General features: G+C 58.7%; 26 protein-coding genes. 5 read left to right on the forward strand and 21 right to left on the reverse strand.

Translation table 11 applies throughout. From position 1 onward, the window contains the following. Positions 1 to 60 precede the first annotated feature (60 nt). The 10 genes from AD669_RS18935 to AD669_RS18980 all read right to left on the reverse strand — a co-directional run bounded on the left by AD669_RS18935 (position 61) and on the right by AD669_RS18980 (position 9,562). On the reverse strand, positions 61 to 2,154 hold the full coding sequence (locus AD669_RS18935) for an LTA synthase family protein (RefSeq protein ID WP_053122512.1): 2,094 nt from the start codon (positions 2,152 to 2,154) through the stop codon (positions 61 to 63). Positions 2,155 to 2,467: 313 nt separating this feature from the next. Next, complete coding sequence (locus AD669_RS18940; RefSeq protein ID WP_053122514.1) at positions 2,468 to 3,073, reverse strand: START domain-containing protein; 606 nt, start codon at positions 3,071 to 3,073, stop codon at positions 2,468 to 2,470. Positions 3,074 to 3,114: 41 nt separating this feature from the next. After that, positions 3,115 to 3,369: a YkgJ family cysteine cluster protein gene (locus tag AD669_RS18945; RefSeq protein ID WP_053122516.1), complete on the reverse strand. Its 255-nt coding sequence runs from the start codon at positions 3,367 to 3,369 to the stop codon at positions 3,115 to 3,117. Positions 3,370 to 3,535: 166 nt separating this feature from the next. Then, a complete protein-coding gene (locus tag AD669_RS18950; protein ID WP_053122518.1) occupies positions 3,536 to 4,003 on the reverse strand; it encodes a hypothetical protein in 468 nt (155 codons plus the stop codon). Positions 4,004 to 4,082: 79 nt separating this feature from the next. Continuing rightward, complete coding sequence (locus AD669_RS18955; protein ID WP_053122520.1) at positions 4,083 to 5,522, reverse strand: PLP-dependent aminotransferase family protein; 1,440 nt, start codon at positions 5,520 to 5,522, stop codon at positions 4,083 to 4,085. 281 nt (positions 5,523 to 5,803) lie between these two features. Next, positions 5,804 to 6,616: an OmpA family protein gene (locus AD669_RS18960; RefSeq protein WP_053122522.1), complete on the reverse strand. Its 813-nt coding sequence runs from the start codon at positions 6,614 to 6,616 to the stop codon at positions 5,804 to 5,806. Continuing rightward, the gene (locus AD669_RS18965; RefSeq protein ID WP_172680141.1) at positions 6,613 to 6,969 is read right to left on the reverse strand and encodes a DUF4398 domain-containing protein; all 357 of its coding nucleotides are present in this window, start codon (positions 6,967 to 6,969) and stop codon (positions 6,613 to 6,615) included. The genes AD669_RS18960 and AD669_RS18965 overlap by 4 nt, the downstream gene beginning before the upstream one ends. 9 nt (positions 6,970 to 6,978) lie before the next feature. Then, complete coding sequence (locus AD669_RS18970) at positions 6,979 to 7,800, reverse strand: ABC transporter substrate-binding protein (RefSeq protein WP_053122526.1); 822 nt, start codon at positions 7,798 to 7,800, stop codon at positions 6,979 to 6,981. Positions 7,801 to 7,880: 80 nt separating this feature from the next. Further along, a complete protein-coding gene (locus tag AD669_RS18975; protein WP_053122528.1) occupies positions 7,881 to 8,810 on the reverse strand; it encodes an electron transfer flavoprotein subunit alpha/FixB family protein in 930 nt (309 codons plus the stop codon). A gap of 2 nt (positions 8,811 to 8,812) precedes the next feature. Next, on the reverse strand, positions 8,813 to 9,562 hold the full coding sequence (locus AD669_RS18980) for an electron transfer flavoprotein subunit beta/FixA family protein (protein WP_007908338.1): 750 nt from the start codon (positions 9,560 to 9,562) through the stop codon (positions 8,813 to 8,815). A 548-nt stretch (positions 9,563 to 10,110) separates the two neighbouring features. Here AD669_RS18980 and AD669_RS18985 point away from each other — a divergent pair. Then, positions 10,111 to 11,775 carry an electron transfer flavoprotein-ubiquinone oxidoreductase gene (locus AD669_RS18985; RefSeq protein WP_008085524.1) on the forward strand — a complete coding sequence of 555 codons (1,665 nt, stop codon included), beginning with the start codon at positions 10,111 to 10,113 and terminating at the stop codon, positions 11,773 to 11,775. A gap of 181 nt (positions 11,776 to 11,956) precedes the next feature. On the opposite strand, the gene AD669_RS18990 is transcribed toward AD669_RS18985, so the two are convergent. Further along, a complete protein-coding gene (locus AD669_RS18990) occupies positions 11,957 to 12,847 on the reverse strand; it encodes an AraC family transcriptional regulator (protein ID WP_053122530.1) in 891 nt (296 codons plus the stop codon). 192 nt (positions 12,848 to 13,039) lie between these two features. Here AD669_RS18990 and AD669_RS18995 point away from each other — a divergent pair, with 192 nt between their 5' ends. After that, positions 13,040 to 14,092, forward strand: coding sequence for an NAD(P)-dependent alcohol dehydrogenase (locus AD669_RS18995; protein ID WP_053122532.1), 1,053 nt, complete (start codon positions 13,040 to 13,042; stop codon positions 14,090 to 14,092). A 6-nt stretch (positions 14,093 to 14,098) separates the two neighbouring features. Here the strand turns inward: AD669_RS18995 and AD669_RS19000 are convergent, their stop codons facing one another. The 10 genes from AD669_RS19000 to AD669_RS19045 all read right to left on the reverse strand — a co-directional run bounded on the left by AD669_RS19000 (position 14,099) and on the right by AD669_RS19045 (position 22,893). Next, positions 14,099 to 14,902: an IclR family transcriptional regulator gene (locus AD669_RS19000; RefSeq protein ID WP_053122534.1), complete on the reverse strand. Its 804-nt coding sequence runs from the start codon at positions 14,900 to 14,902 to the stop codon at positions 14,099 to 14,101. Between the two features lie 60 nt (positions 14,903 to 14,962). Continuing rightward, complete coding sequence (locus AD669_RS19005; protein WP_053122535.1) at positions 14,963 to 16,273, reverse strand: MFS transporter; 1,311 nt, start codon at positions 16,271 to 16,273, stop codon at positions 14,963 to 14,965. Positions 16,274 to 16,443: 170 nt separating this feature from the next. Beyond that, a complete protein-coding gene (dgoD, locus tag AD669_RS19010; RefSeq protein ID WP_053122537.1) occupies positions 16,444 to 17,592 on the reverse strand; it encodes a galactonate dehydratase in 1,149 nt (382 codons plus the stop codon). Between the two features lie 61 nt (positions 17,593 to 17,653). Further along, on the reverse strand, positions 17,654 to 18,274 hold the full coding sequence (locus AD669_RS19015) for a 2-dehydro-3-deoxy-6-phosphogalactonate aldolase (RefSeq protein ID WP_053122539.1): 621 nt from the start codon (positions 18,272 to 18,274) through the stop codon (positions 17,654 to 17,656). A gap of 19 nt (positions 18,275 to 18,293) precedes the next feature. Further along, the gene (locus tag AD669_RS19020) at positions 18,294 to 19,283 is read right to left on the reverse strand and encodes a 2-dehydro-3-deoxygalactonokinase (protein WP_053122542.1); all 990 of its coding nucleotides are present in this window, start codon (positions 19,281 to 19,283) and stop codon (positions 18,294 to 18,296) included. Between the two features lie 89 nt (positions 19,284 to 19,372). Then, positions 19,373 to 20,287 (reverse strand): hypothetical protein, encoded by a 915-nt coding sequence (locus AD669_RS19025; RefSeq protein ID WP_053122544.1) that lies wholly within the window; start codon positions 20,285 to 20,287, stop codon positions 19,373 to 19,375. Between the two features lie 30 nt (positions 20,288 to 20,317). Next, positions 20,318 to 20,851 (reverse strand): hypothetical protein, encoded by a 534-nt coding sequence (locus tag AD669_RS19030; RefSeq protein ID WP_053122545.1) that lies wholly within the window; start codon positions 20,849 to 20,851, stop codon positions 20,318 to 20,320. Further along, entirely contained in the window at positions 20,848 to 21,576 is a 729-nt protein-coding gene (locus AD669_RS19035; protein WP_053122547.1) for a hypothetical protein, read from the reverse strand. Before AD669_RS19035 ends, AD669_RS19030 begins: the two co-directional genes overlap by 4 nt. A 5-nt stretch (positions 21,577 to 21,581) precedes the next feature. Next, complete coding sequence (locus tag AD669_RS19040) at positions 21,582 to 22,076, reverse strand: PAAR domain-containing protein (protein ID WP_053122549.1); 495 nt, start codon at positions 22,074 to 22,076, stop codon at positions 21,582 to 21,584. A 337-nt stretch (positions 22,077 to 22,413) separates the two neighbouring features. Continuing rightward, the gene (locus AD669_RS19045; protein WP_053122551.1) at positions 22,414 to 22,893 is read right to left on the reverse strand and encodes a GNAT family N-acetyltransferase; all 480 of its coding nucleotides are present in this window, start codon (positions 22,891 to 22,893) and stop codon (positions 22,414 to 22,416) included. 221 nt (positions 22,894 to 23,114) lie between these two features. On the opposite strand from AD669_RS19045, the gene AD669_RS19050 reads away from it, so the two are divergent. The 3 genes from AD669_RS19050 to AD669_RS19060 all read left to right on the forward strand — a co-directional run bounded on the left by AD669_RS19050 (position 23,115) and on the right by AD669_RS19060 (position 25,499). After that, positions 23,115 to 23,768 (forward strand): HD domain-containing protein, encoded by a 654-nt coding sequence (locus AD669_RS19050; RefSeq protein ID WP_053122553.1) that lies wholly within the window; start codon positions 23,115 to 23,117, stop codon positions 23,766 to 23,768. A 110-nt stretch (positions 23,769 to 23,878) separates the two neighbouring features. Beyond that, positions 23,879 to 25,075 carry an MFS transporter gene (locus AD669_RS19055; protein WP_053122555.1) on the forward strand — a complete coding sequence of 399 codons (1,197 nt, stop codon included), beginning with the start codon at positions 23,879 to 23,881 and terminating at the stop codon, positions 25,073 to 25,075. Between the two features lie 82 nt (positions 25,076 to 25,157). Then, a complete protein-coding gene (locus AD669_RS19060; protein ID WP_053122557.1) occupies positions 25,158 to 25,499 on the forward strand; it encodes a hypothetical protein in 342 nt (113 codons plus the stop codon). The last annotated feature ends 23 nt before the right edge of the window (positions 25,500 to 25,522 follow it).

Consider the following 25,522-nt stretch of genomic DNA (forward strand, 5'->3'; position numbering starts at 1 on the left):
AAAAAAAGAGGCCCTTTTCAGGGCCTCTTTTTTATTGCGCGGACTTTTACTTTACAGCGCTTAGTCCGGCTTGCCGTTAATCACACCGGCGGTGTTGTCCATCAGGCTCTTGGTCGCCGTTTGCAGGAACGCTTCGAGTTTGTGTTTCAACTCGGCAGCGCGTGGTGCATCCGGAATAACCTCGGCACTTGGGGTGGCGCCCAGTTGGTACTGATAGACCTTCGCCGACATGTCCTTGTCTTTCGGCAGTACCAGAATCTGGTCTGCGGTGACGATGGCAGTAGTCTGCTCGCTGCCCGACGGTTTGATCACACCGAAACCGGTGTCGCCTTCCGGCAGGTTGAGCAGGTCACGGCCCCAGCACTGGTGACGCACTTCGCCACCGAGGCGACCCATGATGGTCGGTACGATGTCGATCTGCGTGCCCACGGTGTGGTCACGGGTGCCGAACTTCTCCTGGATGCCCGGCGCGATCATCAGCATCGGCACGTTGAAGCGGCCCAGATCCATTTCGGTGATCTGACGCTCATTGCCGAAACCGTGGTCACCGACGATGACGAACAGGGTTTCCTTGAAGTACGGCTCTTTGCGCGCCTTCTCGAAGAACTGACCCAATGCCCAGTCGGAGTAACGCATGGCGGTCAAGTGTTCGTTGAGGCTGCCACGATCGGTGACGCGCTCGACCGGCAATGGCGACGGCAAGGCGTATGGCGTGTGGTTGGACAGGGTTTGCAGCAACGCATAGAACGGCTTGCCGTTTTCACGCGCCTTCAATTCGACCAGACCGCGATCGAACATGTCCTGGTCGGACACGCCCCACGTTGGATCGGAGAACACCGGATCGACGAAATCGTTACGGCCAACGAAGTTGGTCATGCCCTGGTTGCTGAAGAAACCCGACTGGTTGTCCCAGGCGAAGTCACCGTTGTAGACATAGACGTCGTCGTAGTCACGGTGGCTGAGCAACTGCGGCAGGCCGGACAGTTTGTGACTGCCTTCCGGGGTCTGCATCAGGTATTCGAAACCCGGCAGGTTCGGGAAGCAGGCCATGGTCGCGAACATACCCTGGTGGGTGTGCGTGCCGTTGGAGAAGAAACGGTCGAACAGCAGGCCTTCCTTCGACAGTTTGTCGAGGTACGGCGTGATGTTGCCCGGCGCGCCCAATGCACCGACCGAGTGACCGGCCATGCTTTCCATCAGGATCACGACAACGTTCTTGATCGGCAGGGTCTTGTCGGCCGGCGGCGTGTAATCACGACGCACGGCAGCGATGTCGGCATCGACCAGTTTGTCGTCCGGCATCACCAACATCTCGCGCACCACTTTCTGCGCTTCTTCTTGCGGCAGCGTGGCTTTCCAGATGTTGTCGCGGTCTTCGCCCATGCGGTCTTTCGCAGCGGCGATCAGCGACAGCGTACCGTTGAGGCCGAGCTGGTTGGCGAAGTTGGAATCGGTGGTGTAGACATCACCCCAACGCATTGGCGGGCCCTGACGCAGGGTGCCACGCGCGGCAACCACGCAGATCAACAGGCACACCACGAATACCGCAGCGCGGGTGTACCACGGCGCCACCTGACGGCTGCTGACGGTACCGCCGCTGAACGGCCCGCGCGGACGCGTTGCACGATCAGCGCCTTTGAACGCCAGGGTCAGAATCACCGTACCGACGACCCACGCCAGCAGATAACGCACCACCGGGAAACCGTACCAGAGCATGCTCATCACGGTTTTCGGATCTTCTTTCACGTACTGGAACACCAGACCGTTAAGGCGCTGGTGGAACTCACGGTAGAAGTCCATCTCCATCAGGCCGAGGAACAGCGCGATGCTCGAAGCGATGGTCAGCCACAGACGGAAGAAACCGCGTGCTGCCATGGCCCGTGCGCTGAACAGCGCCAGTACCAGCGGAATGCACAGGTAAACCACCAGGCGCAGGTCGAAACGCAGGCCGTTGGCGAAAGCTTCGAGGAACGTCGAAGCGGGGGTATCGAGGATCATCTCGCGGTTGTAGACCAGCAGCGCGAGGCGCAGCACGGAAAACATCACCATCATGACCAGCGCACAAAGCAGCGTGTAGGCCAGATGCGATTTGACGGTCGGTTGCAGCAGGCGAGCAGAAGATCGCTGCTGATTCAGGGCGTCCGGGTTTGCCATGTCGTTTTAGGACCCATTAGTTGAAGTTGCAAAAATACAGCGGCGCCCTGCCCTCTATTGGCCATTCCAGGCCCCGGGGCGTGCGCGGTGCGCAAATGTTGCACGATCGTTCGCACCATTGCCATTGATTACTGCCCCGCCGCCAGACAGTTTCATTTCAAGCGGCAGCAGACAGCGGCAACGTGCAAACAGCGCGGGCGAATTGTCTGGAACACTTTGTGAAAATTTCGTGCAACGCATATCTGGAAACACAATATAGATACAAAACAAAACGCCCCGAATCGGTCGGGGCGTTTTGTGTAGAGCGGGCTGATTACTTCTCGGCGCGTTCTTTCAGAGCTTTGAGGGTATTGAACGGTGCGTCGACCACGAACTTGTTGGCAACCATCGCCGGCACGCTGCCGCCTGGCTCAGTGTGAACCTGATAGGTCACTTCAACCTGATCACCTTTTGGTACGAACTTCCAGAAGCCTTTGACCTGTTCAACACGAACGAAGCCTTTTTCTTCGGGAATGTACTTCGGCAGGCCTTCCAGGTTACGGGTCAGGCTGCCGTCGGCGCCTTCAACGGTGGTGACTTTCAGCACCGAGTCACGCGGGGTGACCGGCCAAGGCGTGTTGAACTGGGTGTAAGTCCAGCTCTGATCGCCTTCGTGCTTGAGCAATTTCTGGGTCTTGCACTCGTGAATCCAGGCGCAGGCGCCGGACACGTCTTCCTGCAGCGCGCGCAGTTTGGCGACGGTGGTCTTCATCAGCGCGACGCCCTGATAGGACTTGTAGTCCGAACCCGGCACTTCGCTCAGGGAGACTTTGATGCCGTCTTCGTTCTTGGCGACTTTCCAGTCTTCCGCCTGGGCAACCGAGGTGGCCAGCACAGCGGTCAAACCACACAACACAGCGATACGATGCAGCGAACCCATAGTCTTATTCCTTATTGTTGAAGTTCCGTTCGTTTGACACATCACGCCGCCGTCATTTGTTCCCACCAGCCGATCAGCCTGATCGCTTCTTCCGAGCTGCTGCCGCAGACTTCGATGTCGGCCGAGAAGCCGGAACAGACTGCCGGGCGCTCGGGGCGGCCGAAAATATTGCACAGGTTTTCGACCGAGAGTTGCACGCAACGTTCGCCGGCAGGTTTGCCATCAGGCATGCCGGGAATCGGCGAACTGATGGAGGGGGCGATGCAGCAAGCGCCACAGCCTTCACGGCATTTCATGACGAACATTTCCTCGCGACGGGCGATGTGTAAAAGGGACGCGGAACAGAGTAACCGCTAAAACGGCTGTTTTAAATTGCCTGAACCGGGGTTTTTAGCGATTACTGAATGTGACTGACCAGTCTCCGACAAAGCGTCTGGTCTGCGGGTCACAGCAACGTGCTGTTTATTGCTTGAATTCGAAATCGAGCGCCGCGCCTTCCACTTCCCGACGCTCTTCGTTGCGCAGCTGCAACTGCATTTCGTTGCTGAGCAGACGGCCATTGAGCTGGAACCCGGTGTTTTTCTCGCCGAACATCTGCGGCAGGATCGGCTCGCGCTTGGGCATCTCGACGGTGCCCTTAGGCTTCAACTCTTGAACCATGTCTTTGGGCAGGCTCAGATCGAGTTTGGTCGACGGCAGCGGGGTTTTCGCCACTTCACGGGCGGACTTCGATTTGGAAGCCACAGGTGGGCGTTTCTTCACGATTTTCTGCTGGGCTGGTTTCGCAGCTGCGGCCTTCTTCACTGCCGGCGCTTTTTTCGCCGGCGTGGTCGCTGCCGGTTTTTCCGGGCCAGACGCCATGACATCGGGCACATGGCCGATCATCAGCAGGCAAAGCACAACCCAGGCGGCAGGAAAAATCGCTTTCATGAACTCCAACGACATTAACGGCAGAGGGCCATATGCTGGCCTGTTGCACGTCACATGACAAGCATGACGCGCCGTTCGTTCAGAAACCGCCCGCCGTTTCCTGACACAGTTGCGTTGCCAGCAAGCCTAGAGTCATCAACGCCCGCTCCGCCTCGCGGTTCCACGGAATCCCGCAATTCAGGCGGATACAGTGGTTGAACTGCTCGGTATTACTGAAGATCAGCCCCGGCGCGATACTGATGCCCTGCTGCAAGGCGCGCACGTGCAAGTCCTGCGTATTCACCCTCCCTGGCAAGCTCACCCAGAGAATGAAACCGCCGGTGGGCCGGGTCATTTGCGTGCCTTCGGGGAAATACTGCTGCACCGCCAACTGGAAAGCGCTGAGATTCTTGCGGTACTCCTGACGGATGTAGCGCAAATGCCGGTCATAGCCGCCGTTTTCCAGATACGCAGCAATCGCCATCTGCGTGACGCTGCACGCTGAATGGGTGCTGAAGGTCTGCAGACGCTGGATTTCCTGCTGATACTTGCCGGGAATCATCCAGCCGATACGCACGCCGGGCGACAAGGTCTTGGAAAAACTCGAGCAGTAAATAACCCGATCCAGTCGATCATAAGCCTTGAGCGCTTTGGTCTTGCCCTGCTCGAACATCAACTCGCCATAGATGTCGTCTTCGACGATCTGGATATCGAAATCCGAGGCCAGTCGCAGCAACTGTTTCTGGCGCTCTTCGGGCATGGTGCCGCCCAACGGATTGCTCAGGCGCGTGGTCAGCACCAGCGCTTTGATCGACCATTGGTTGGCCGCCAGTTGCAGGGCCTCCAGGCTCATGCCGGTGGCTGGATCACTCGGGATTTCGATGACTTTCAAGCCAAGCAGATCAGCCAGTTGCAGCAAGCCGTAATAAGTCGGCGACTCAGCGGCGATCAGATCACCCGGGCGGGTCAGCACGCGCAGCGACATCTGCAAGGCATCGACACAACCGTGGGTGATCACCACTTCTGACGGATCGACGACGACACCGGCGTCGCGCATGCGAATTGCCACTTGCCGGCGCAACGGTTCGAAACCGGGGCTGAACATGTAACTGAACGCGCGCGGGCTGTGGAATCGGGTGACTTTCGCCAGTTGCTGATGCAGCGCGCGCACCGGCAAATAATCGACGCTCGGCACGGCGGCACCCAACGGGAACACACCTTCGCGGCGCGACTCGACCAAAACCTGTTGAATGATGCTGCTGCGCGTCACCAGACCGGGACGCTCAACCCGTGCAATGTCCGGCGTTGGCGCAGTCAGTGCGGGGGTCTGGTGGACGTAATAACCGGACTGCGGGCGGGCGCGAATCAGCCCCTGATCTTCGAGATTGGCGTACGCCTGCAACACCGTGGCATGGCTGACGTTGAGCTGCGAACTCATCTTGCGCACCGAAGGCACGCGCTCCCCCGGTTGATAGACACCACGACGGATATCTTCGGCCAGTTGTTGAGCAATACGTTGGTAGAGCAAGAGATTGGTCATGACGCAGCACTCGATTTCACGGGCATTTTATTCTTGTGTGAAACAATACCGGAACAGTTTAGAAGTGTACGGGGACAGTTGCCACAATACTCGACCATACAGTGCAGTGTCTGCCCCCGACTGTACCGATTTGCGAGCCAATCGACAGACGTAAAAAAGCCCGGCGCTGCATGACAGGCCGGGCTTTTGTAGGAGCTGCCGCAGGCTGCGATCTTTTGATGTTCAAAAAGAAAAGTCAAAAGATCGCAGCCTTCGGCAGCTCCTACAGGGTTTTGCGTTGCTTAGCGGGCGGCGCCGAGCTGGCCTTTTTCGTCGGAGAAGACAATTTCCACGCGACGGTTCTGTGCGCGCCCACGCTCGGAAGCGTTGACGTCCACCGGGTATTCGTCGCCGTAGCCTTCGACCTGAATGCGTTTGTCCTCGATACCGAGATCCATCAGCACGTCAGCCACCGCTTGCGCGCGGTCGCGGGACAGCTTGAGGTTTTCCTGCTTGCCGCCAGTGCTGTCGGTGTAACCCTCGATGCGCACTACGCGTTTCGGGTTCAGTTGCAGGAACTGGACGATTTTCAGTACGACACGGTTGGCCGAGTTTTTCAGCTCCGCTTCGCCAGTGTCGAACAGCACGTCGCCGAGGGTCATCACCAGACCACGGTCGGTCTGCGTGGTGGCCAGTGCAACGATCTGCTCTTCGAGCCATTTGCCTTGCTGCTGCACGCTGAGCAGTTTCGATTCGCGCAGGGCCAGTTGCAGGCGCTGACGTTCGAGTTCGAGCTTGGCGATGCGTTCTTCGTTGAGCACCTGATTGGTGTGCTCGCGGGCGATTTCGCTGTAGCGCTGGCTCAGGTAGGCGTAATGCACCACGTCCGAACCGCTGCCCCAATAGGTCGACAGGCGATCGGCGCGGGCCAGGGATTCCCCGGCGCGGATCACGTCTTTCGGCGCGATGCGCAGCACGTTCGAGTCTTCTTTGACTTTCTGAAAGTCAGCGCCCGCTTCTTGCAATGCCGTTTCGCTGTGTTGACCGGCGCAGCCGTAAAGACTGGCGCAACCGGCGAGAATCAGACCGCCAAGGACTTTCGACTTGAGGCTCATTGGGCATCCCCCAGTTGCTTGCGCAGACGGACGATGCGGGTGTTGAGCACATTCACCTGTTCTTCACTTTTTTGCGTCAGCACTTTGGCTTCGGCCAGACGCGCATCCAGTTCGGCCTGTTCGGCACGCATCCGCGCATTGCGGTAGGACTCGTCGGCCATGTTGCCCTTGGCTCGATCGTATTTGGTTTCGGCCAGTTTCATTTCCGGCACATCATCAGCGGTGGCACCGACAGCCTTGGCCTGGGTGATGGCCTGCTCGGTGAGGCGCATTTGTTCGTTGGGTGCCGGATCACTGGCGCAACCGGCCAGAGCCAGAACGGCCATCGCCGCGAAAAGAGGTCGAATACTCACTAAGAATCCCTACTGTTTTGGGGCACTGACAGGTTGTCGCGGCTGTTGCTGCTGCGCCTTCCAGCGCTCGATATTGCGTTGCAGCACGGCTTCCGTCAGTCCGGACGCGGGCAATTCTGTCATCTTTTTGGCTAGCTGTCCGCGCAACCACGGATCGTTGCAGGCCGAGTTGTGGGAAACCGCGAGGAACAGGCCCGGGCGGTCGATGGGCTGCTCGAACGCCAACAGATCATTGGCCATGCCCAATGCCTGCGCGGCGGCCATGCCCGAGTAGCGGCCGGCGAGTACATATTCCACTTCGCCAAGGAGCAATTTCTGCAGGGCCTGGGTGAGGTTGGCTGTCTTGGTCAGGGCCAGATTCTGCTCGGCGAAAGTACTGAATCCTTGCGTCATTCGAGACTTTTCCGACAACGCGCCCGCGTGACCCTGCAGGTCTTTGGCTTCGCTATAGACCAGTGTCGAGCCTTTGCGCGTCCACACCAGGTAGTCGTTTTCCAGCAGTGGCGGGTAGATGTAGTCGAGGCTTTCCAGCTCGTTGAAGATCAGCGGCGCGTCGGCGAGCATGTCCATGCGCCCGCTGCGCACTTCGTCGAGGGCTTGCGAGCGTTTACCGGCGTAGAGCAACTCGACTTTGATGCCGAGATCCTTGGCCACTTGTTGAAGCAGGTCGGCACTGGCGCCGATCAGTTGCTTGGGATTTTGCGGATCCTGCCACAGGTACGGCGGCGCATCCGGGCTGCCGGTGACGACAAGGCGCTCGCACTTGCCAGCGGCCATCGCCAAACCGGGCAACAGGGCCAAACCCAACAACCATCCGCAGCGCAGATCCATGGCGAAACGCTCCCACTCAAATCCAAGACAAAAAAAAGCCCGACCAACAGGTCGGGCTCTTTATAAGTGAAGCCGCCGGTTTAAACCAGCTTCTCCAGCTCAGGTACTGCTTCGAACAGATCCGCCACGAGACCGTAATCGGCCACCTGGAAGATTGGCGCTTCTTCGTCCTTGTTGATCGCAACGATCACTTTGGAGTCTTTCATGCCGGCCAAATGCTGGATCGCGCCGGAGATACCGACGGCGATGTACAGCTGTGGCGCAACGATTTTGCCGGTCTGACCGACCTGCATGTCGTTCGGTACGAAACCTGCGTCGACGGCGGCGCGCGAAGCACCCACCGCAGCGCCCAGCTTGTCGGCCAGGGCGTACAGGTGTTTGAAGTTGTCGCCGTTCTGCATGCCGCGGCCGCCGGAAACGACGATCTTGGCAGCGGTCAGTTCTGGACGATCGGACTTGGCCAGTTCTTCGCCAACGAAGCTCGAAGTGCCCACGTCGTGTGCAGCGCCGACGGCTTCAACAGCCGCCGAACCACCTTCAGCAGCAACCGGGTCGAAACCGGTGGCACGCACGGTGATCACTTTGATCGCAGCGGTCGATTGCACGGTAGCGATGGCGTTACCGGCGTAGATCGGGCGCTTGAAGGTGTCAGCGCTTTCGACCGAGATGATCTCGGAGATCTGGTCAACGTCCAGCTGCGCAGCAACGCGCGGCAGGATATTTTTGCCGTTGGAGGTCGCGGCAGCCAGGATGTGGCTGTAGCCAGCGCCAAGCTCAGCGACCAGCGGAGCAACGTTTTCCGGCAGCTGATGCGCGTAAGCGGCGTTGTCAGCGTTCAGGACTTTGCTCACGCCAGCGATTTTCGCTGCGGCTTCAGCCACGGCGCCAGCGCCTTGGCCTGCAACCAGAACGTGGATGTCGCCGCCGATTTTGGCAGCAGCAGCCACGGTATTCAGTGTGGCCGGGGCCAGCACTTTGTTGTCGTGTTCAGCGATTACCAAGATAGTCATGATTAGATTACCTTCGCTTCGTTTTTCAGTTTCTCGACCAGTTCAGCCACCGACTTGACCTTGATGCCTGCGCTGCGTGCAGCCGGCGCTTCGACTTTCAGGGTCTTGTTGGTGGAGGCGGTGGAAACGCCCAAAGCGTCCGGAGTCAGCACTTCGAGAGGCTTCTTCTTGGCTTTCATGATGTTTGGCAGGGACGCATAACGCGGCTCGTTCAAACGCAGGTCGGTGGTGACGATCGCCGGCAGTTTCAGGGAAACCGTCTGCGCGCCGCCGTCGATTTCGCGAGTCACGGCAACGCTGTCGCCCGAGACTTCGACTTTCGACGCGAACGTGCCCTGACCGTAGCCGCTCAATGCAGCGAGCATCTGGCCGGTCTGGTTGTTGTCACTGTCGATGGCCTGCTTGCCCAGGATCACCAGCTGAGGCTGTTCCTTGTCGACCACAGCCTTGAGCAGCTTGGCCACGGCGAGCGAGGTCAGATCTTCAGCGGATTCGACGAGGATGGCACGGTCGGCACCCAGAGCCAGTGCGGTACGCAGCTGCTCCTGAGCGGTGGTCGGGCCGATGGAGACGACGACGATTTCAGTCGCAACACCTTTCTCTTTCAGGCGTACGGCTTCTTCCACTGCGATTTCGCAGAACGGGTTCATCGACATCTTGACGTTGGCGAGGTCTACGCCGGAATTGTCCGCCTTGACGCGAACCTTGACGTTGTAATCCACAACGCGTTTGACAGCTACAAGAACCTTCATGGATTCCTCGTTACTCTCCGGTGAAAAGAAAGTCGCCTAGGCGAACCTGGCGGTTGATGCTCATCGGGCTACAAGGGCACCTCTAAAAACGCCGGCTTGTACTCGGGATGATTTCACGTTGCGAAGTGCGTGACCGTTCGTCAGTGGTGACCATTCAGTCATTCAACTTCGCGGTGTGTAAACTGCGCGCCAGACCTGCGCTGCGCATCACCCTTTCTGCCTACGCCCTGTCTTTAGAGGTGCTCTTGAAACCGCCAGTCTGCCTACGACGAGCGCAAAACCGCCCGTATCTTGACCGGAACGCCTATTCCGGTCAATACAGCAAAATGACCATTCATAAGCCGCGCTTCTTTGATTTCTCTGGGCTGGAGCCAATTCAAACAAACGTTTGTATTGGACGCTGAGAGTGGTGTAGATATAATGCGCCGCCTAGAGAGAAAGGTGGGTTTCCCGATATTCCCTTTGACGTTAACGTAAAGGCAATTCGGATGCGAGATCGAACCTCCAAATTAGAAAAAAAACTGTGAGCCTTGAGTAGGAGATAGCCTGTGGAACGCGAATACATGGAATTCGACGTGGTCATCGTCGGTGCCGGCCCCGCTGGCTTGTCCGCCGCCTGCCGTTTGAAGCAGAAGGCCGCCGAAGCCGGTAAGGAAATCAGCGTCTGCGTGGTCGAAAAAGGCTCCGAAGTCGGCGCACACATCCTGTCCGGTGCCGTGTTCGAACCACGCGCTCTGAACGAACTGTTCCCGGACTGGAAAGAACTCGGCGCCCCGCTGAACACGCCCGTCACCCGCGACGATATTTTCGTGCTGAAAAACGCCGAAAGCGCGCAAAAAATTCCAGACCTCTTTGTGCCCAAGACCATGCACAACGAAGGCAACTACATCATCTCCCTCGGCAACCTGTGCCGCTGGCTGGCCCAGCAGGCAGAGAACCTTGGCGTAGAAATCTACCCGGGCTTCGCCGCTCAGGAAGCGCTGATCGACGAGCAAGGCGTGGTGCGCGGGATCATCACCGGTGATCTCGGCGTCGACCGCGAAGGCAATCCGAAGGAAGGCCTGTACACCCCGGGCATGGAACTGCGTGGCAAATACACGCTGTTCGCCGAAGGCTGCCGTGGTCACATCGGCAAGCAACTGATCAAGCGCTACAACCTCGACAGCGATGCCGACGCTCAGCATTACGGCATCGGCCTGAAAGAAATCTGGGAAATCGACCCGGCCAAGCATCAACCAGGTCTGGTGGTGCACACCGCCGGTTGGCCGCTGGACATCATGGGCACCGAGAACACCGGTGGCTCGTTCCTCTATCACCTGGAAAACAATCAGGTGGTGGTCGGTCTGATCGTCGATCTTTCCTACAGCAACACGTACCTGTCGCCGTTCGACGAGTTCCAGCGCCTCAAGCATCACCCGGTGCTGGCGCAGTACCTGGAAGGCGGCAAGCGCATCAGCTACGGCGCCCGCGCGATCTGCAAAGGTGGCCTGAACTCGCTGCCGAAAATGGTCTTCAAGGGCGGCGCGCTGATCGGTTGCGACCTCGGCACCCTGAACTTCGCCAAGATCAAAGGCAGCCACACCGCGATGAAGTCGGGCATGCTCGCCGCTGAATCGGTGGCTGACGCGTTGTTCGCTGAGAAGGACGGCACTGAAGAGCTGACCACTTATGTGGACGCGTTCAAGAAAAGCTGGCTCTACGACGAACTGTTCGCCAGCCGTAACTTCGGCCCGGCGATTCACAAGTTCGGCGCCATCGTTGGCGGCGGTTTCAACTGGCTCGATCAGAACATCTTCGGCGGCAAACTGCCGTTCACCCTGCACGACACCAAGCCGGATTACGCTTGCCTAAAGCTCGCGGCGGACTGCAAGAAGATCGACTATCCGAAGCCGGACGGCAAACTCAGCTTCGACAAACTCAGCTCGGTGTTCATCTCCGGTACCAACCACGAAGAAGAACAACCTTGCCACTTGAAGTTGAAAGACCCGAGCATCCCGATCAGCAAAAACCTGCCGCTGTACGACGAACCGGCGCAGCGCTACTGCCCGGCCGGCGTATATGAAGTGATCACCAAGGAAGACGGCGAGAAGCGCTTCCAGATCAACGCCCAGAACTGCGTGCACTGCAAGACCTGTGACATCAAGGATCCTTCGCAGAACATCACCTGGGTCACGCCGGAAGGCGCTGGCGGCCCGACTTACCCGAATATGTAAGCCGAACCGCTGAACAACGAGGCTCCCGAAATGGGGGCCTTTTTGTTGCCCAAAAAACAGATCATCGCCTCAACACCTGTGGGAGCGAGCTTGCTCGCGAATGCAATTCAACATTCAACGTCTTTATCAACTGAAAGTCCGCTTTCGCGAGCAAGCTCGCTCCCACATAGTCATCAGTGAATCAGGCAGCGCGCTCATCGCCCGGGCTGCGCTCGAAGTAGCGCTTATATTCGCGACTGAACTGCGACGTACTCTGATACCCGACGCGATGCGCCACCTGCGCCACACCCAAGCCCTCCGCCACCAGCAACGTCTGCGCCTTCAACAAGCGCAAACGCTTCAGATACTGCACCGGCGACAGCAACGTGCTGCGTTTGAAATGCTCATGAAACGTCGACACGCTCATGTTCGCGCAACCGGCCAGTGTCTCGACATTCAACGGCTCGGTGTAATGCGCATGCAGATGACTGATCGACGCCGCCACCCGGGCAAACTGCCCCTGCTGCTCGACCAATGCGCGCAACACATCCGCCTGCGGCCCGCGCAACGCAACGAACAATAATTCACGTACCCGCGCCGGCCCGAGAATCTGGCACTCCAGCGGATCGTGCAGGCAACTCAACAGGCGCTCGACGCAGCCACGCATGTCATCGTCGAGCACCACCGAGGTCATCGACTCTGGTGTCTGCGCCGGAATATGCCGCCCCGGGGCCAGTCCCATGGCTAATACCAGTTCACCGAGCAACACCCGATCAATCGCCACGCTCACGCCGAGCAACGGCGCATTCGGCAAGGCAAATGTCTCGCACTCGAACGGCACCGGCAGCGCCTGAATCAGATAATGCCCGGCGCCATATTCCATCGTCCGCGGCCCCAAGAACGCCAGTTTGCTGCCCTGGGCGATGATCATCAGGCTCGGTTCATAAATATGCGGGCCACGGGCGACGTCGCAACTGGCGCGCAACACTTGCACACCGGGCAACCCGGTCGGGGAATAACCATCGCGCAGCGCCAACGGTTCGATCAACGAAACCAGCCGGGCATTGGCATCAAGATGACGGGTTAATTGCATCAAAACTCTTCACTGAAAATAAGGCGGAAAAAGGCGATGAAAGCATGATGGCAGATCCTTTTGCCGCTGCGGCCAATGAAACCCGCATGCCGGAGGATTAGGCATGAGACCCGGAGGAATCGTCATGGCCGGACTGTCAGTCGACGCCCAGAATGCGCCGCCTCACTTGTTCCTGCTTTTGCGAGGTTTTACATGTACACCGCCATCGGCTATGCCGCCCAATCGGCCACCACCCCCCTCGCCCCGATGAAATTCGAACGTCGCAGCCCACGCGCCGACGACGTCGCGATCGAGATCCTCTACTGCGGCGTCTGCCACTCCGACATCCACCAGGCCCGCAATGAATGGGGCATCGCTGTTTACCCGTTGATGCCCGGCCACGAGATCGTCGGAAAAGTCACCGCGATCGGTGCGAATGTCACCCAACACAAAGTAGGCGATCTGGTCGGGGTTGGCTGCATGGTCGACTCGTGCCGCACCTGCGAAGCCTGTCAGTCGAACCTTGAGCAATACTGCCTCGAAGGCCCGACCATGACCTACGCCACCCCGGATCGAGTTGATGGCAGCAATACCATGGGCGGTTATTCCGACAGCATCGTCGTCAGCGAACACTTCGTCGTGCGCATTCCGGAAAGACTGGCACTGGCCAGCGCCGCGCCGATTCTGTGCGCCGGCATCACCACCTACTCACCGCTCAAGCACTACGGCGTCAAGGCTGGCGACAAGGTCGGGATTCTCGGCATGGGCGGTTTGGGCCACATGGGTATCAAGTTCGCTAAAGCCATGGGCGCCGAAGTCACCCTGTTCACCCGCTCGGCGAGCAAGGCTGAAGAAGGTCGTCGTCAGGGTGCCGATCACGTGATCGTGTCTACCGATGCCGAGCAGATGAAAGCCGCTGCCGGTTACTTCGACTTCCTGCTCGATACCATTCCGGTGCAGCACGATCTCAACCCGTACCTCGACACCCTGCGCTTCGACGGCGTGCACATTCTGGTTGGCCTGATCGAACCGATCGATCCGCCCGTGCATGCCGCCAAACTGGTATTGGGTCGCCGCATCCTGGCCGGCTCGTTGATCGGTGGCGTCGCCGAAACCCAGGAAGTGCTGGATTTCTGCGCCGAGCACAACATCACCTGCGACATTGAAATGCTCGACATTCGCCAGATCAACGAGGCTTACGCGCGCATGATCGCCGGAGACGTGAAGTACCGTTTCGTCATCGACATGGCGACGCTCAAGGTTTAAACCCGCTTAAACCTTCAAGCCAAGCTCCGCCGAGAGCCGGGCTGTGACTCCTTTGATCAGGGGAATCAGCTCGGCCATTTTTTCCAACGGCATGTACGGCACGGTGCTGGCGATACTGATCGCCGCCACGATGCCCTTGCTCGCATCGCGAATCGGCGCCGCCACGCAGCGGATCGACGGTTCGTTGTCTTCCAGATCGAACGCGTAGCCACCGGCGACGTACTCGGTCATGCGCTGCTCAAGCTGTTCCCACGACTGCTGGGGATGCTGCGGCCAGAACTGACTTTTCCCACCCGCCGGCAGACTGATGTCGTACAGCCGCTGCCAATCTTTCGGCGAGTCATCGAGCATCAACGCCTTGCCAATCCCGGTGCGCGCCAACGGCATGCGATGGCCGACCCGCGAACGCATTTCCGGGCCATTGCGCCCCGGGTTCTTCAGCAGATACAGCACTTCATCACCTTCACGAATGCCCAAGTGCACGGTGTCGCCGGTCAGCGCCGACAACTCGTCCAGATACGGCCCGGCCAGGCTCACCAGCGGCAACTCTTCGCGCGCCTGAAAACCCAGTTCGATCAGCTTCGGCCCGAGCAGATAACCGACTTGTGGCACCACGCGCAGGTAGCGTTCATCGACCAGGCAACTGGCCAGACGATGGGTGGTGCTGCGCGTGGTGCCGATCAGTCGGGCAATTTCCTTGAGATCGCGGGCGCCACTGGCCACCGCTTGCACCACACCGAGGCCGCGCAACAGCGTCTGGGTGCCGGTGGGCGCGGCGTCCTTGGTTTTTTCCGGAGCGTCTTCCTGCATATCCAGCCTTTACCGTTGAGCGAGGGAACGGGCGGCATTATGGTCGCCCGACGCAGACCACTACAACTCGATACGCTCGACCTTGCCGACCAGCAGCACGTAGGACAAAGCACCGATCAATGCGAGCACCGCGATATAAGTGATTGCCGGCGCGAACGAATCGCCGCTGGCGAGGAAGCCGATCACGATCGGCGTGGTGATCGCCGAGAGGTTGCCGATGAAGTTGAACACCCCGCCGGTTAATCCGAGCAGCCGTGCTGGCGCCAGTGTCGAAACCAGCGACCAGGTGATCGAGGCCAGGCCATTGCCGAAGAACGCCAGCGCCAGAAAGGCAATCACCAGCGGCGTCGACTCAACGAAATTGGCGCCGATGATCGAGGTGGAAATCAGCAGCCCGCCAATGATCGGCAACTTGCGCGCAAAGCCGACGGTGTAGCCGCGACGAATCAGGAAGTCGGAAAAGAATCCCGAACACAGCACGCCGACAAACGCAGCGAGAAACGGCAGCGACGCGAGCAGGCCGGACTTGATGAAGTCCATACCGCGATATTTCACCAGGTACGTCGGGAACCACGTCAGGAAAAACCACAGCGTCGAGTTCAGGCAGAACTGGCCGAGGTAGATGCCCCACAATTTGCGTTTGGTCAGGACGATGCCGAGATCGGTCCAGCTGAATTTGGCTTTGACCTTGGCCGATTCTTTTTGAATATCAACCAGGCCACCGCCCTCGCGGATCAGGTCGATTTCGGCTTCGTTGGCGCCTTTGAAATCCCGTGGCTCGCGATACACCGCGTACCAGATCGCCGCCCAAATAATGCCGACGGCGCCGGTCGCGACGAAGACCATGTGCCAGCCGAATTCGTGTTGCAGCCAAGCGAGTACCGGGGTCAGAAATGCCAGGCCGACGAATTGCCCGGAGGTGTAGAAACCGATGGCCGTGGCGCGTTCCCGCTCGGGGAACCAGGTTGTTACAACGCGACTGTTGATGGGATAGGCCGGTGCTTCCAGCGCGCCGACGGCCATGCGCAGCACGAACAACGCGATGAAACTGGCGGCGAAACCGAGCATCACCGTGGCAATCGACCACAACAGCAAAGCGACGCTATAGAGAATGCGCGGCGGCACGCGATCGACCAGCCAGCCGCCGGGGATCTGCATGGCAGCGTAAGTCCAGCCGAACGCGGAGAAGATCAGGCCGACGTGGATCGGGTCGATGCCCAGATCACTGGTCAGCGCCGGCGCAGCAATCGACAGGTTGCTGCGGTCGAGGTAGTTGATGACCACGGTGATAAACAGCAGCACCATGATGAAAAACCGCTTGCGGCTGGGCGCGACTAAAGACGCCTGCCCGGTGAGGGTTTGCGGTTGCATGGGGAGAGCCTCTTTTTATGTTTATTGAGGTCGGCCTGAGGCCTGTACTGCACCCTGTGGGAGCGAGCTTGCTCGCGAAGACGGCGGCACATCCGGCATCAATGTGACTGACCTGCCGCATTCGCGAGCAAGCTCGCTCCCACAGGGAATTGTGGTGTGTCAGGGACGACTCACCACTCGGCAAAGCTGCCATCGGTATGGCGCCAGATCGGGTTGCGCCAGCGATGCCCGACCGCCGCACGCTCGATCACGTATTCCTCGTTGATCTCGATGCCCAATCCCGGCCCGTTCGGAATCTTCACGAAGCCTTTGTCGTAATCGAACACGCGCGGATCCTTCACATAGTCGAGCAAATCATTGCTCTCGTTGTAATGGATGCCCAGGCTTTGCTCCTGGATAAACGCGTTGTAACAAACCGCGTCCAGTTGCAGACACGCTGCCAGCGCAATCGGCCCCAGCGGGCAATGCAGCGCCAGCGCGACGTCGTAGGCTTCGGCCATGTTGGCGATCTTGCGGGTTTCGGTGATGCCACCGGCGTGGGAAGCGTCCGGCTGGATGATGTCGACGTAACCTTCGCTCAACACCCGTTTAAAGTCCCAACGCGAGAACAAGCGCTCGCCGAGGGCAATCGGCGTGCTGGTCAACGGCGCCAGCTCTTTCAGCGCTTCGTAGTTTTCGCTGAGCACCGGCTCTTCGATAAACATCAGTTTGTATGGATCGAGTTCCTTCATCAGCACCTTGGCCATCGGCTTGTGCACGCGGCCATGGAAGTCGACGCCGATACCGACGTTCGGCCCGACCGCGTCACGCACGGCGGCAACGTTGGCCAGTGCCAGATCGACTTTCTCGAAGGAGTCGAGGAATTGCAGCTCTTCGGTGCCGTTCATTTTCACCGCAGTGAAACCACGGCTCACCGCCTCTTTCGCCGCACGCGCGGTGTCGGCCGGACGGTCGCCGCCGATCCACGAATACACACGAATCTTGTCGCGCACCTGGCCGCCGAGCAGATCACTCACCGACACGCCGAGGGCCTTGCCTTTGATGTCCCACAGCGCCTGATCGATGCCGGCCAGCGCACTCATGTGGATCGCGCCGCCACGGTAGAAACCGCCGCGATACAGCACCGTCCAGATGTCTTCGATGTTGCGCGGGTCTTTGCCGATCAGGTAATCGGACAATTCTTCGACAGCGGCGGCAACGGTGTGCGCGCGCCCTTCAACCACAGGCTCGCCCCAACCGGTCACGCCCTCGTCGGTTTCGATCTTGAGGAAGCACCAGCGCGGCGGAACGATGAAGGTCGTGAGTTTGGTGATTTTCATCTCTGCTCTCTTTTGTAAATGCAGCTCTTATTAGATGCAGCGCACGCAGCGCCAAAAAGTCTTAGCGTAGGGCCTTCCACGCGGCCACGTAGGCCTTGGCATTCACCGCCACTTGCTCCGGGGTCATGCCCGGTTTGAACAGGCCGGAACCGAGGCCGAAACCTTTCACGCCAGCGTCGATAAACGCCTGCATGTTGTCCGGCGTGATGCCGCCAACCGGCGCCAGCACCGTCCCGGACGGCAACACCGCAAGCCAGGCTTTGACGACTGCCGGCCCCATCTGCTCGGCCGGGAACAGTTTGAGAATGTCCGCGCCCTCCGCCAGCGCCGCAAACGCTTCCGTTGACGTCGCAACACCCGGCGACAGAAACAGCCCCGCCGCTTTCGCCGCGCGCAACACCTTGGCATCGCTGTGCGGCATGACGATCACTTGGCCGCCGGCCTCTTTCACCAACTCGACCTGCTCCGGCGTCAACACTGTGCCGGCACCGATCAGGCAATCGGCGGGCAAGGTCTTGCGCAGGATGCGGATACTTTCGTACGGCGATGGGGAATTTAGCGGTACTTCGATGACGCGAAATCCGGCGGCATACAGGACTTCTCCGACAGCGGCGGCTTCCTGCGGGTGCAGGCCACGCAGAATCGCGATCAGACCGTTTTGCGCCAATGCTTGCTTGAGCATGTCAGGCCTCCAGTCAGGGTTAACGGGATGAGGAATCGATCAGTCCGGCGGCCAGCGCCAGTTGCCACAAACCACGCTCGGTGGCCTGCTCGGCCAGCGTCACCTTGGTGAAACCACAGGCGTCGAGGGCACGGCGGTAGCGCGCGCACAGTTGCGCGTTGCCGATGAGGATGATCGAAGGAAGATTCGGGTTGTTGCGGCGTCGGCGTTGAGCGCTGGCCAGTGCGGCCAATTCATGGCCGATCATTAGGCCGGACAGATAATCCGCCTGCGCCGTCGGGCTCAGTTCACCGGTCAGTCCCAGCGTGCGGGCACTGAACAAGGTCGACAGCACGCCGAGTTCGCCGTCCGCCGACTGCGCAATCTGCACACCACGGTCAAATGCCTGAGCATCGAACGTCGCGCTGACTTGCTGGGTGCGGCCAAGGATGCTGTGTTCGCTGAGCACGGCGAACACTTCGCCGGTCATGAACGTGTCGAAACGGGTGATGCAGCCATCGACCACGTCGACCCACTTCGAATGACTGCCCGGCAGACCGATCAACAGATCAGCGCCCGCCTCGACCGGCAGATTCTGCAGAACACCCAGCACTTGGGTTTCTTCGCCGCGCATCACGTTCGGCAAACGCGAGCGCTGAATCACGCCCGGCACGATATGCACCACGGTGCCGCGAATGCTGATAACTGTTTGTAGGGAGTTTCCGAGATTGGCGACGTTCGCCGGCGTCTCGCAGTAGGCCGCTTCACGCCAGCCCTGCGCACTGCCGACCATGCCGCAAGCAATCACCGGCAGATCCGGCTGCGCATCGAGCCAGTCGCCGCAGGCTTCATCGAAAGCCAATTCAAAACCATCGGCGCATTCGCGACCGTTGATGATTCGCGGGGTCTTGGGCAACTGCATGATCCCGGACGACAGCGAGCGCTGCTCCAGCACCACACCGTCCGCCGCGAGTTTGTAAGCACGTAATGAGGTCGTCCCCCAATCGAGCGCGATCAATTGCGCCAGCATCGCTTCACCTGTTTTGTTTTTGGCAGTGAGTGCGATGGACTATAGCCCCTCCGAGAACAAAATCTCAATATGTAATTTTGCATCCCATATTATGGGAAGGCATCAGTCCATTTTGTCCAGCGCTCGACGACATCCAACTCCTTGTTGATCTGGATCCTCAGCGTTTCGTACTCAGTGGAACCCACCTCGTGCGTACGGCCATTTTCATCAGCGATCCCGGGCTCCAAACGTCCATCACCGCGAATGATGGTGTACGCCGCAAACGGTGCTGATGTCTGCTCTGAACCTGAAACAATCTTCAACTTCGTTTTGTTCGGCGCAAATGAGGCCAGCAGGCCGGCATAGGGCACGTCACTGCAGAGCCCGAGCCTGTCGATCTGGTCATATCCGAGCGCCAGTTCATAGCGCCAGCGCACGATGCACACTGACGAAAAAGGCAGTAATGACCTCGGTTGATCGGACGGTTTTAGCAAAATACGGGCTGGTGCCACTCGAGGATTTTCTATGGCCGCAATGAATCTCGACGTGGGCATGTACATGACTTTCGAGTAATACGCCACGAATGGGAACGCGGTGATGACGACCTTGCAGGGAATGTATTCCTGCGGTTTGAGAATTTGCACCAGTTCGGCGGGCCGGACGTCTTTATGTCCATCGTTGATCGCGTGATTCTCGACGTTGATGCTGGCCAACATTTCGAATCGACGATCACCTTCAATCAAACGCATGCCGCTGACGATTCCCGAAGCTTCGAGAACAATTTCATGTTCGATGGAAAAATCCACATCACCATTTAGCGAGCAATGGATCCAGGTACCAATCTGACCTTGCCGCCCGTGATCTTCATAGAGGTCAATCAAATTTCGGTCTGAGGTGAAACGCAGGTCGTAGTAGGAGGACATCTCGTGATTGATCGAGGCAAACTCAAGCCTGGCGGGCGGAACATCCAAGTGCATGCAGGAGGAACACAACGCAAACAAAAAAACCAAAAGCAACCTTGCCATTACCACTCCATAAGCCAACACCAGGGCGCCTCATCGAAGGCTGTCGTAGTCCGACAAGGCAGAAAAAACATCTGCAACCGGAATAAACAGTGACCTTGTGAAATACGCGTCATAACCGGTTGCCGTGACCACCACTTTGCACGGAATCTTTTGCTTGTCTTTCAATAAGCTCTTTATGGCGTCACGACTCAGATACGCCGAGGTTCTTTTCTTTTCCCCAACGTCTTTGAAAGAAATGCTCGCGGTATAACCGAATCCGGCGATCTTCGAGTGCTTCTTGTTTTCTGTGATCAAACCCATGGCTGCTTTCGATATCGTGTGCTCAATCGAAAAATCAGTGTCATCACCCAGGGCACAGATAAACACCTGATCAAAACTGTTCGCGTTCTTCTCCCGCCAGAAAATCTCCAGCAGTTCTACATCGGAACTGAAATTGACCTCAAAAAAAACACTGTCCGGGCGAGGTGTAATCGATTCATAGCCCAACGTTGCGGGGGTAATGTCATGAGACTTAGCGCAGGCAACGCACAAGAACGACACAACGAGAAGCAATACCCATCTCATGCGCCTGCTCCCAAGTAACCCGCGATTGAGTTCGCCGATAAATCCAATGCGGACTGTCCGCACTCCAACCGGGATTCATAAAGCCTCAACGCCGAGTAATGGTTGAATTTAACGATCCCGATAACATCCGGCCCGGATTCGATATCCCATTTACCCCCCACCCAAGCGACTACGTCAGTTCGATCTATCTCGTCAGGTTCCGCACGAACGTTGATCCAGGTTTCAGCCTTGGGCGTCGGCTCCGACCAGTAAATATCGGAAATCAACGCCACCATCACACCTTCGCCCACAGGATCCAGCGTGACGAGCATTTTCACGATAAAACCTTTATCGGTCAGAATCTGCGACAAATGCGCGCCGTTCCACCCGCCCAGACTATGACCAACGATGTAGACGTGAGCGGACTTGTGAGGCAGCCTCGAGAATATAAACTCCTCCAGATCGCCTTCCCCTTTTACATCGTTGTATCCCATGTAATAGGGTTGGAATTTTCCGCCAAAGCTCGTGCCCAAACGACTCTGCAAAGCTTCCATGGCACGCAACGTGTAGTTGCTCGGCCCGTCTCCGTAGTAACTTTCCGAATCGCCAGCACCACCAATGAAAAAGGCTACAACTTCTCTGGCAAGTGTCACCGGTTTGACTGTCTGATCCTCTTTGGTCGTCAGCTCATGGCTGGCGACCAATCTCCCGATGCATCCTTGAATGGCTCCGGATTGGGCTCCCATCAGTGTTACTCCACGTAAAGTTTGATGGTTTCTTTGAGGTGCGAACTGACCGTATGAGTATGCCCTCCGGCGTCAGTTACGCCTCGTTCCAACGCTCCATCCGCCCGTTCGATGACATAGGCAATATAGGAAAGCGGTTCACCGCTGTGTTCATCAACGATCTGCATCCGGTCATTGAAATGCACCGGCATCGGCAGTAACCCGGTAAACGCCGCACCGCCGCCACTCTGGCCGATGATTACTGTGCCCGAGCCACCGATCACGACATTGCCGTGCCCGCCGGTGCTGTCTAGCGTGGCGGCATTTAAGCCGTTGATAAATACCGTACCGGACACAGCTCCGGTAATCGGGCTGCCACACGCCGATGTATCGGTCATGCGCGCGGCGGCGAGGCCGTCGAAGAAAACATTCGGCGAGCCGGTAACGATTGGGTTGGTGCCATGGCCTGGCAATGGGCAGGCGGTAGGGTCGGTGACGCGGGCAGCAGGTTTACCACTCAATTCAAAGCTCCTTGCTTCAAAGATTTCGGGTGCGGCTACGGATATCGATTGCAGTTGTCGACTGGGGCGAACAAGACGCGACAGTACTCAAGCCGATCGAGGTGGCGGCAGTTTGCAGAGGTCGACCAACATCGTTGTTTGCTAAATAAAGCATCGACGCCCGTAGCTGACTCATTGGCCGGTCACTCATTGACGCAGCGAAGGCTCCACGGGCGTGGAGAAAGGGTGCCAGAGGCATTGCAGGTGTCATCCATGAGCGCGCAAAAATGCGCGCGTAGAATGCAGGACTAGAGCAGTGCCGACAATCAAATTAGCAGCGTATAGCTCTTATTGACGTTCAGCCTTCAGCGAATTCGCGCAACACCTTGCCGTCCATGCGATACCTCACCCACTCTTCCTGCGGTTGCGCACCGAGGGATTTGTAGAAGTCGATCGCTGGCGTGTTCCAGTCGAGGACGCTCCATTCGAAGCGGCCGCAGTCGTTGTCGCAGGCGATTTTTGCCAGGTGGCGCAGCAGGGTTTTGCCGGCGCCGCCGCCGCGTTGTTCGGGGGTGATGTAGAGGTCTTCGAGGTACAGGCAGTTGCTGCCGAGCCAGGTCGAGTAGCTGAAGAAGAACACGGCGAAACCGATCGGCAAGCCGTCGCGCAGGCAGATCAGACCGTGCGCGGTGGCGCCTTCGCCGAACAGGCTGCGTTCGATGTCGGCGACGCTGGCGATCACTTCGTGGCGGGCCTTTTCGAAATCGGCGAGTTCAGTGATGAAGGCGAGGATTTGCGGGGCATCGCTGGGGGTCGCCGGGCGGATTTCGATCGTCATGGACGGGCCTTGTCGGAAAAGGAAAACGCCATACTAAGGCCGTGGGCGCTGCTCGTCACACTCCAAACCTGGTAGAGAACCTTGTGGTGAGGGGATTTATCCCCGACGGGGTGCGCAGCGCCCCCAAAAAAAAGGGGCTGCTTCGCAACCCGTCGGGGATAAATCCCCTCACCACAGGGGTACCATGAACGTTAGATCTCCTTAAATCTGCAAGGATGCTTATGAACGATGCTGCTTTTGCACCACTGATTTCACTCGCCGCCGGGTTACTGCCCCACGCTCTGGAAATATCCGACGACGGCGCGCACGACCTCGCGCATTTGCAGCGGGTCTGGCACAACGTGCGCACGTTGCATGAGGAAGAAGGTGGCGATCTCGAGGTCTTGCTCGCCGCCGTGCTGCTGCACGATTGCGTCGCCGTCGAAAAGAACTCGCCGTCGCGCTCACAAGCCTCGCGTCTGGCCGCAGAAAAAGCGTCGTCAGTGCTCGCCGAACAGAACTGGCCCAGCGATAAAATCGCCAGCGTCGCCCACGCCATCGAAGCGCACAGCTTCTCCGCCAACATCACCCCTCTCACCCTCGAAGCGAAGATCGTCCAGGACGCTGACCGCCTCGATTCGCTGGGCATGCTCGGCGTCGCCCGCACGTTTTATATCGCCGGGCGCATGGGGTCGGCGCTGTACGACCCGCAAGATCCGCAGGCGAAACATCGCGATTACGACGACAAGCGTTTTTGCCTCGACCACTTCCAGACCAAACTGCTGCACCTCGCCGACGGTTTCCAGACCGTCGCTGGCCAGCGTCTGGCGCAGATTCGTCATCAACGTCTGAAGGGTTTCATGGAGCAATTCATGGAAGAAATCGGCATCGACTGAATGGTTACTCCGGCCAATGCTGAACCTGACTTCGCCAACCGCGCACCTAACCCACAGGCCCAACGTGTTAAACAGATGACGCTCAATTTTCCCGGTCAAGGAACCGCGTCATGTCGCAAGCAACACCCCAGGTGTCAGGCAAGTTGTTCGGCCTGTTCTGCCTCGCCAGTTATCTGTTGTCGCTGTCGTATGGCTCGACGTTTTTGCTGTCGCTGTTGATCGGTTCACGCGGCGGTAATGAACACGATGCCGGCAGCGTAATTTCGGCGGCGATGGTCAGTACGTTTGTCGCGGTGCTGGTGTCCGGGCATTTGTCGGACATGCTCGGTGCGGCGCGGTCGATTGCGCTGTTCGGGTTGTTGCTGGTGGCGGCGAGCCTGGGTTTTGCGATGACGCCGGGGTTCGGGCATCTGCTGCTGTTTTTCGGTTTGCTGCTGGGGTTGGGCTGGGGTGTTTTTTACACGTTGGGGCCGATTATTGTTGCCAGTCTGGTAACTCCGGCGCAGCGGGCCAAGTACTTCGCGCTGCTCTCCGGCAGCATGATGACCGGCATCGGCAGCGGCCCGTTACTCGGGCGCGCAGCCAGTGCGCTGGGGTTGCCGGTGACGTCGGCGTTTTATCTGGCGGCATTGGCGAGCCTGATCGGCGTGCTGCTGTTCTGGCGTCTCGGCGCCCGACTGAAAAGCACGCAAGCCACGTCTGCCGCGAGAATCAGTTGGCAAGCGACCCGCCAAGTGCTCAGCTCGCGCGCCGTGTTTCCGATCATCATGGTTGGGCTCGGCGGCTGTGTGTTCGGCGGGCTGTCGAGTTTTCAGACCAGTTATGCGGCGGCGCGCTCGCTGGATTATTCGCTGTTCTTCCTCGGTTTCATGAGCGCAGCGATCAGCAGCCGGATGTTGATCGCCGGTTACGTGGTCAAGCGTGATCCGCTGCGCGCTTCGTGTCTGTTGTCCGGGCTGATGCTTGGCTCGATCGTGCTGTTCGCGTTTGGTGTGCACAGCGGGTTCACCTATCTGCTGGCGGCGCTGATGCTTGGCGTTGGATATGGCCTGACCTATTCGGTGATCAACGGACTCGCGGCGAACGAAGCACCGACGGGTACCACTTCACAAGCGCTGCTGCTGTTCAGCCTTTCGTATTTTATCGGCGTGTTTGGCTTTCCATTGCTGGCCGGGAAAATCATCGTTGAACACGGCATGGCGACGTTGTTGCTCACGGTATTGGCGGTGGCTTTGATCAACTGGCTTATCACCTTGAGCCGTCTGCTCTGGCGTCGCCTCAACGTAAACACTGCGGAGGCGATTTAGACCGTTCGTCGTTCATCAGGCACCAATCCGATCCCAGGGCAGACCAACGACAGGTAAGGATTCCAATCACTGGAGAAGCCCTATGATCTCGTCAAGGTTGACCGCTTTCGTATTCAGCGCCCTGCTCTGCCCTGCGGTGTTCGCCGCATCCGCCACTGCGGCAGGCACCGGCCCTACCGACCCGACCCCGCCTCGCGCCCCCGCCATTAACAGTGCTCCCGGCATGAACACCGATGGTTCGGGCGTGCCGTTGATCAATCAGCCGCCGGCCACCGGCACTGATCCGCGCACGCAGGGCAGTGATCCGGGTCGTCAGGGCGGCATGAACACCCCCGACGCCCCCGGCATGCCCGACAACGCGGGCCCCGGCGTCGGCTCTAAATCCACCACGGGTGGTTCCGGTTCCGAAGGCTCCGGTCAGTAGTTCGCCGACGCGAGCGTCCTATT

Source organism: Pseudomonas sp. P1.31, from assembly GCF_001269815.1.
GTDB lineage: Bacteria > Pseudomonadota > Gammaproteobacteria > Pseudomonadales > Pseudomonadaceae > Aquipseudomonas > Aquipseudomonas rustica.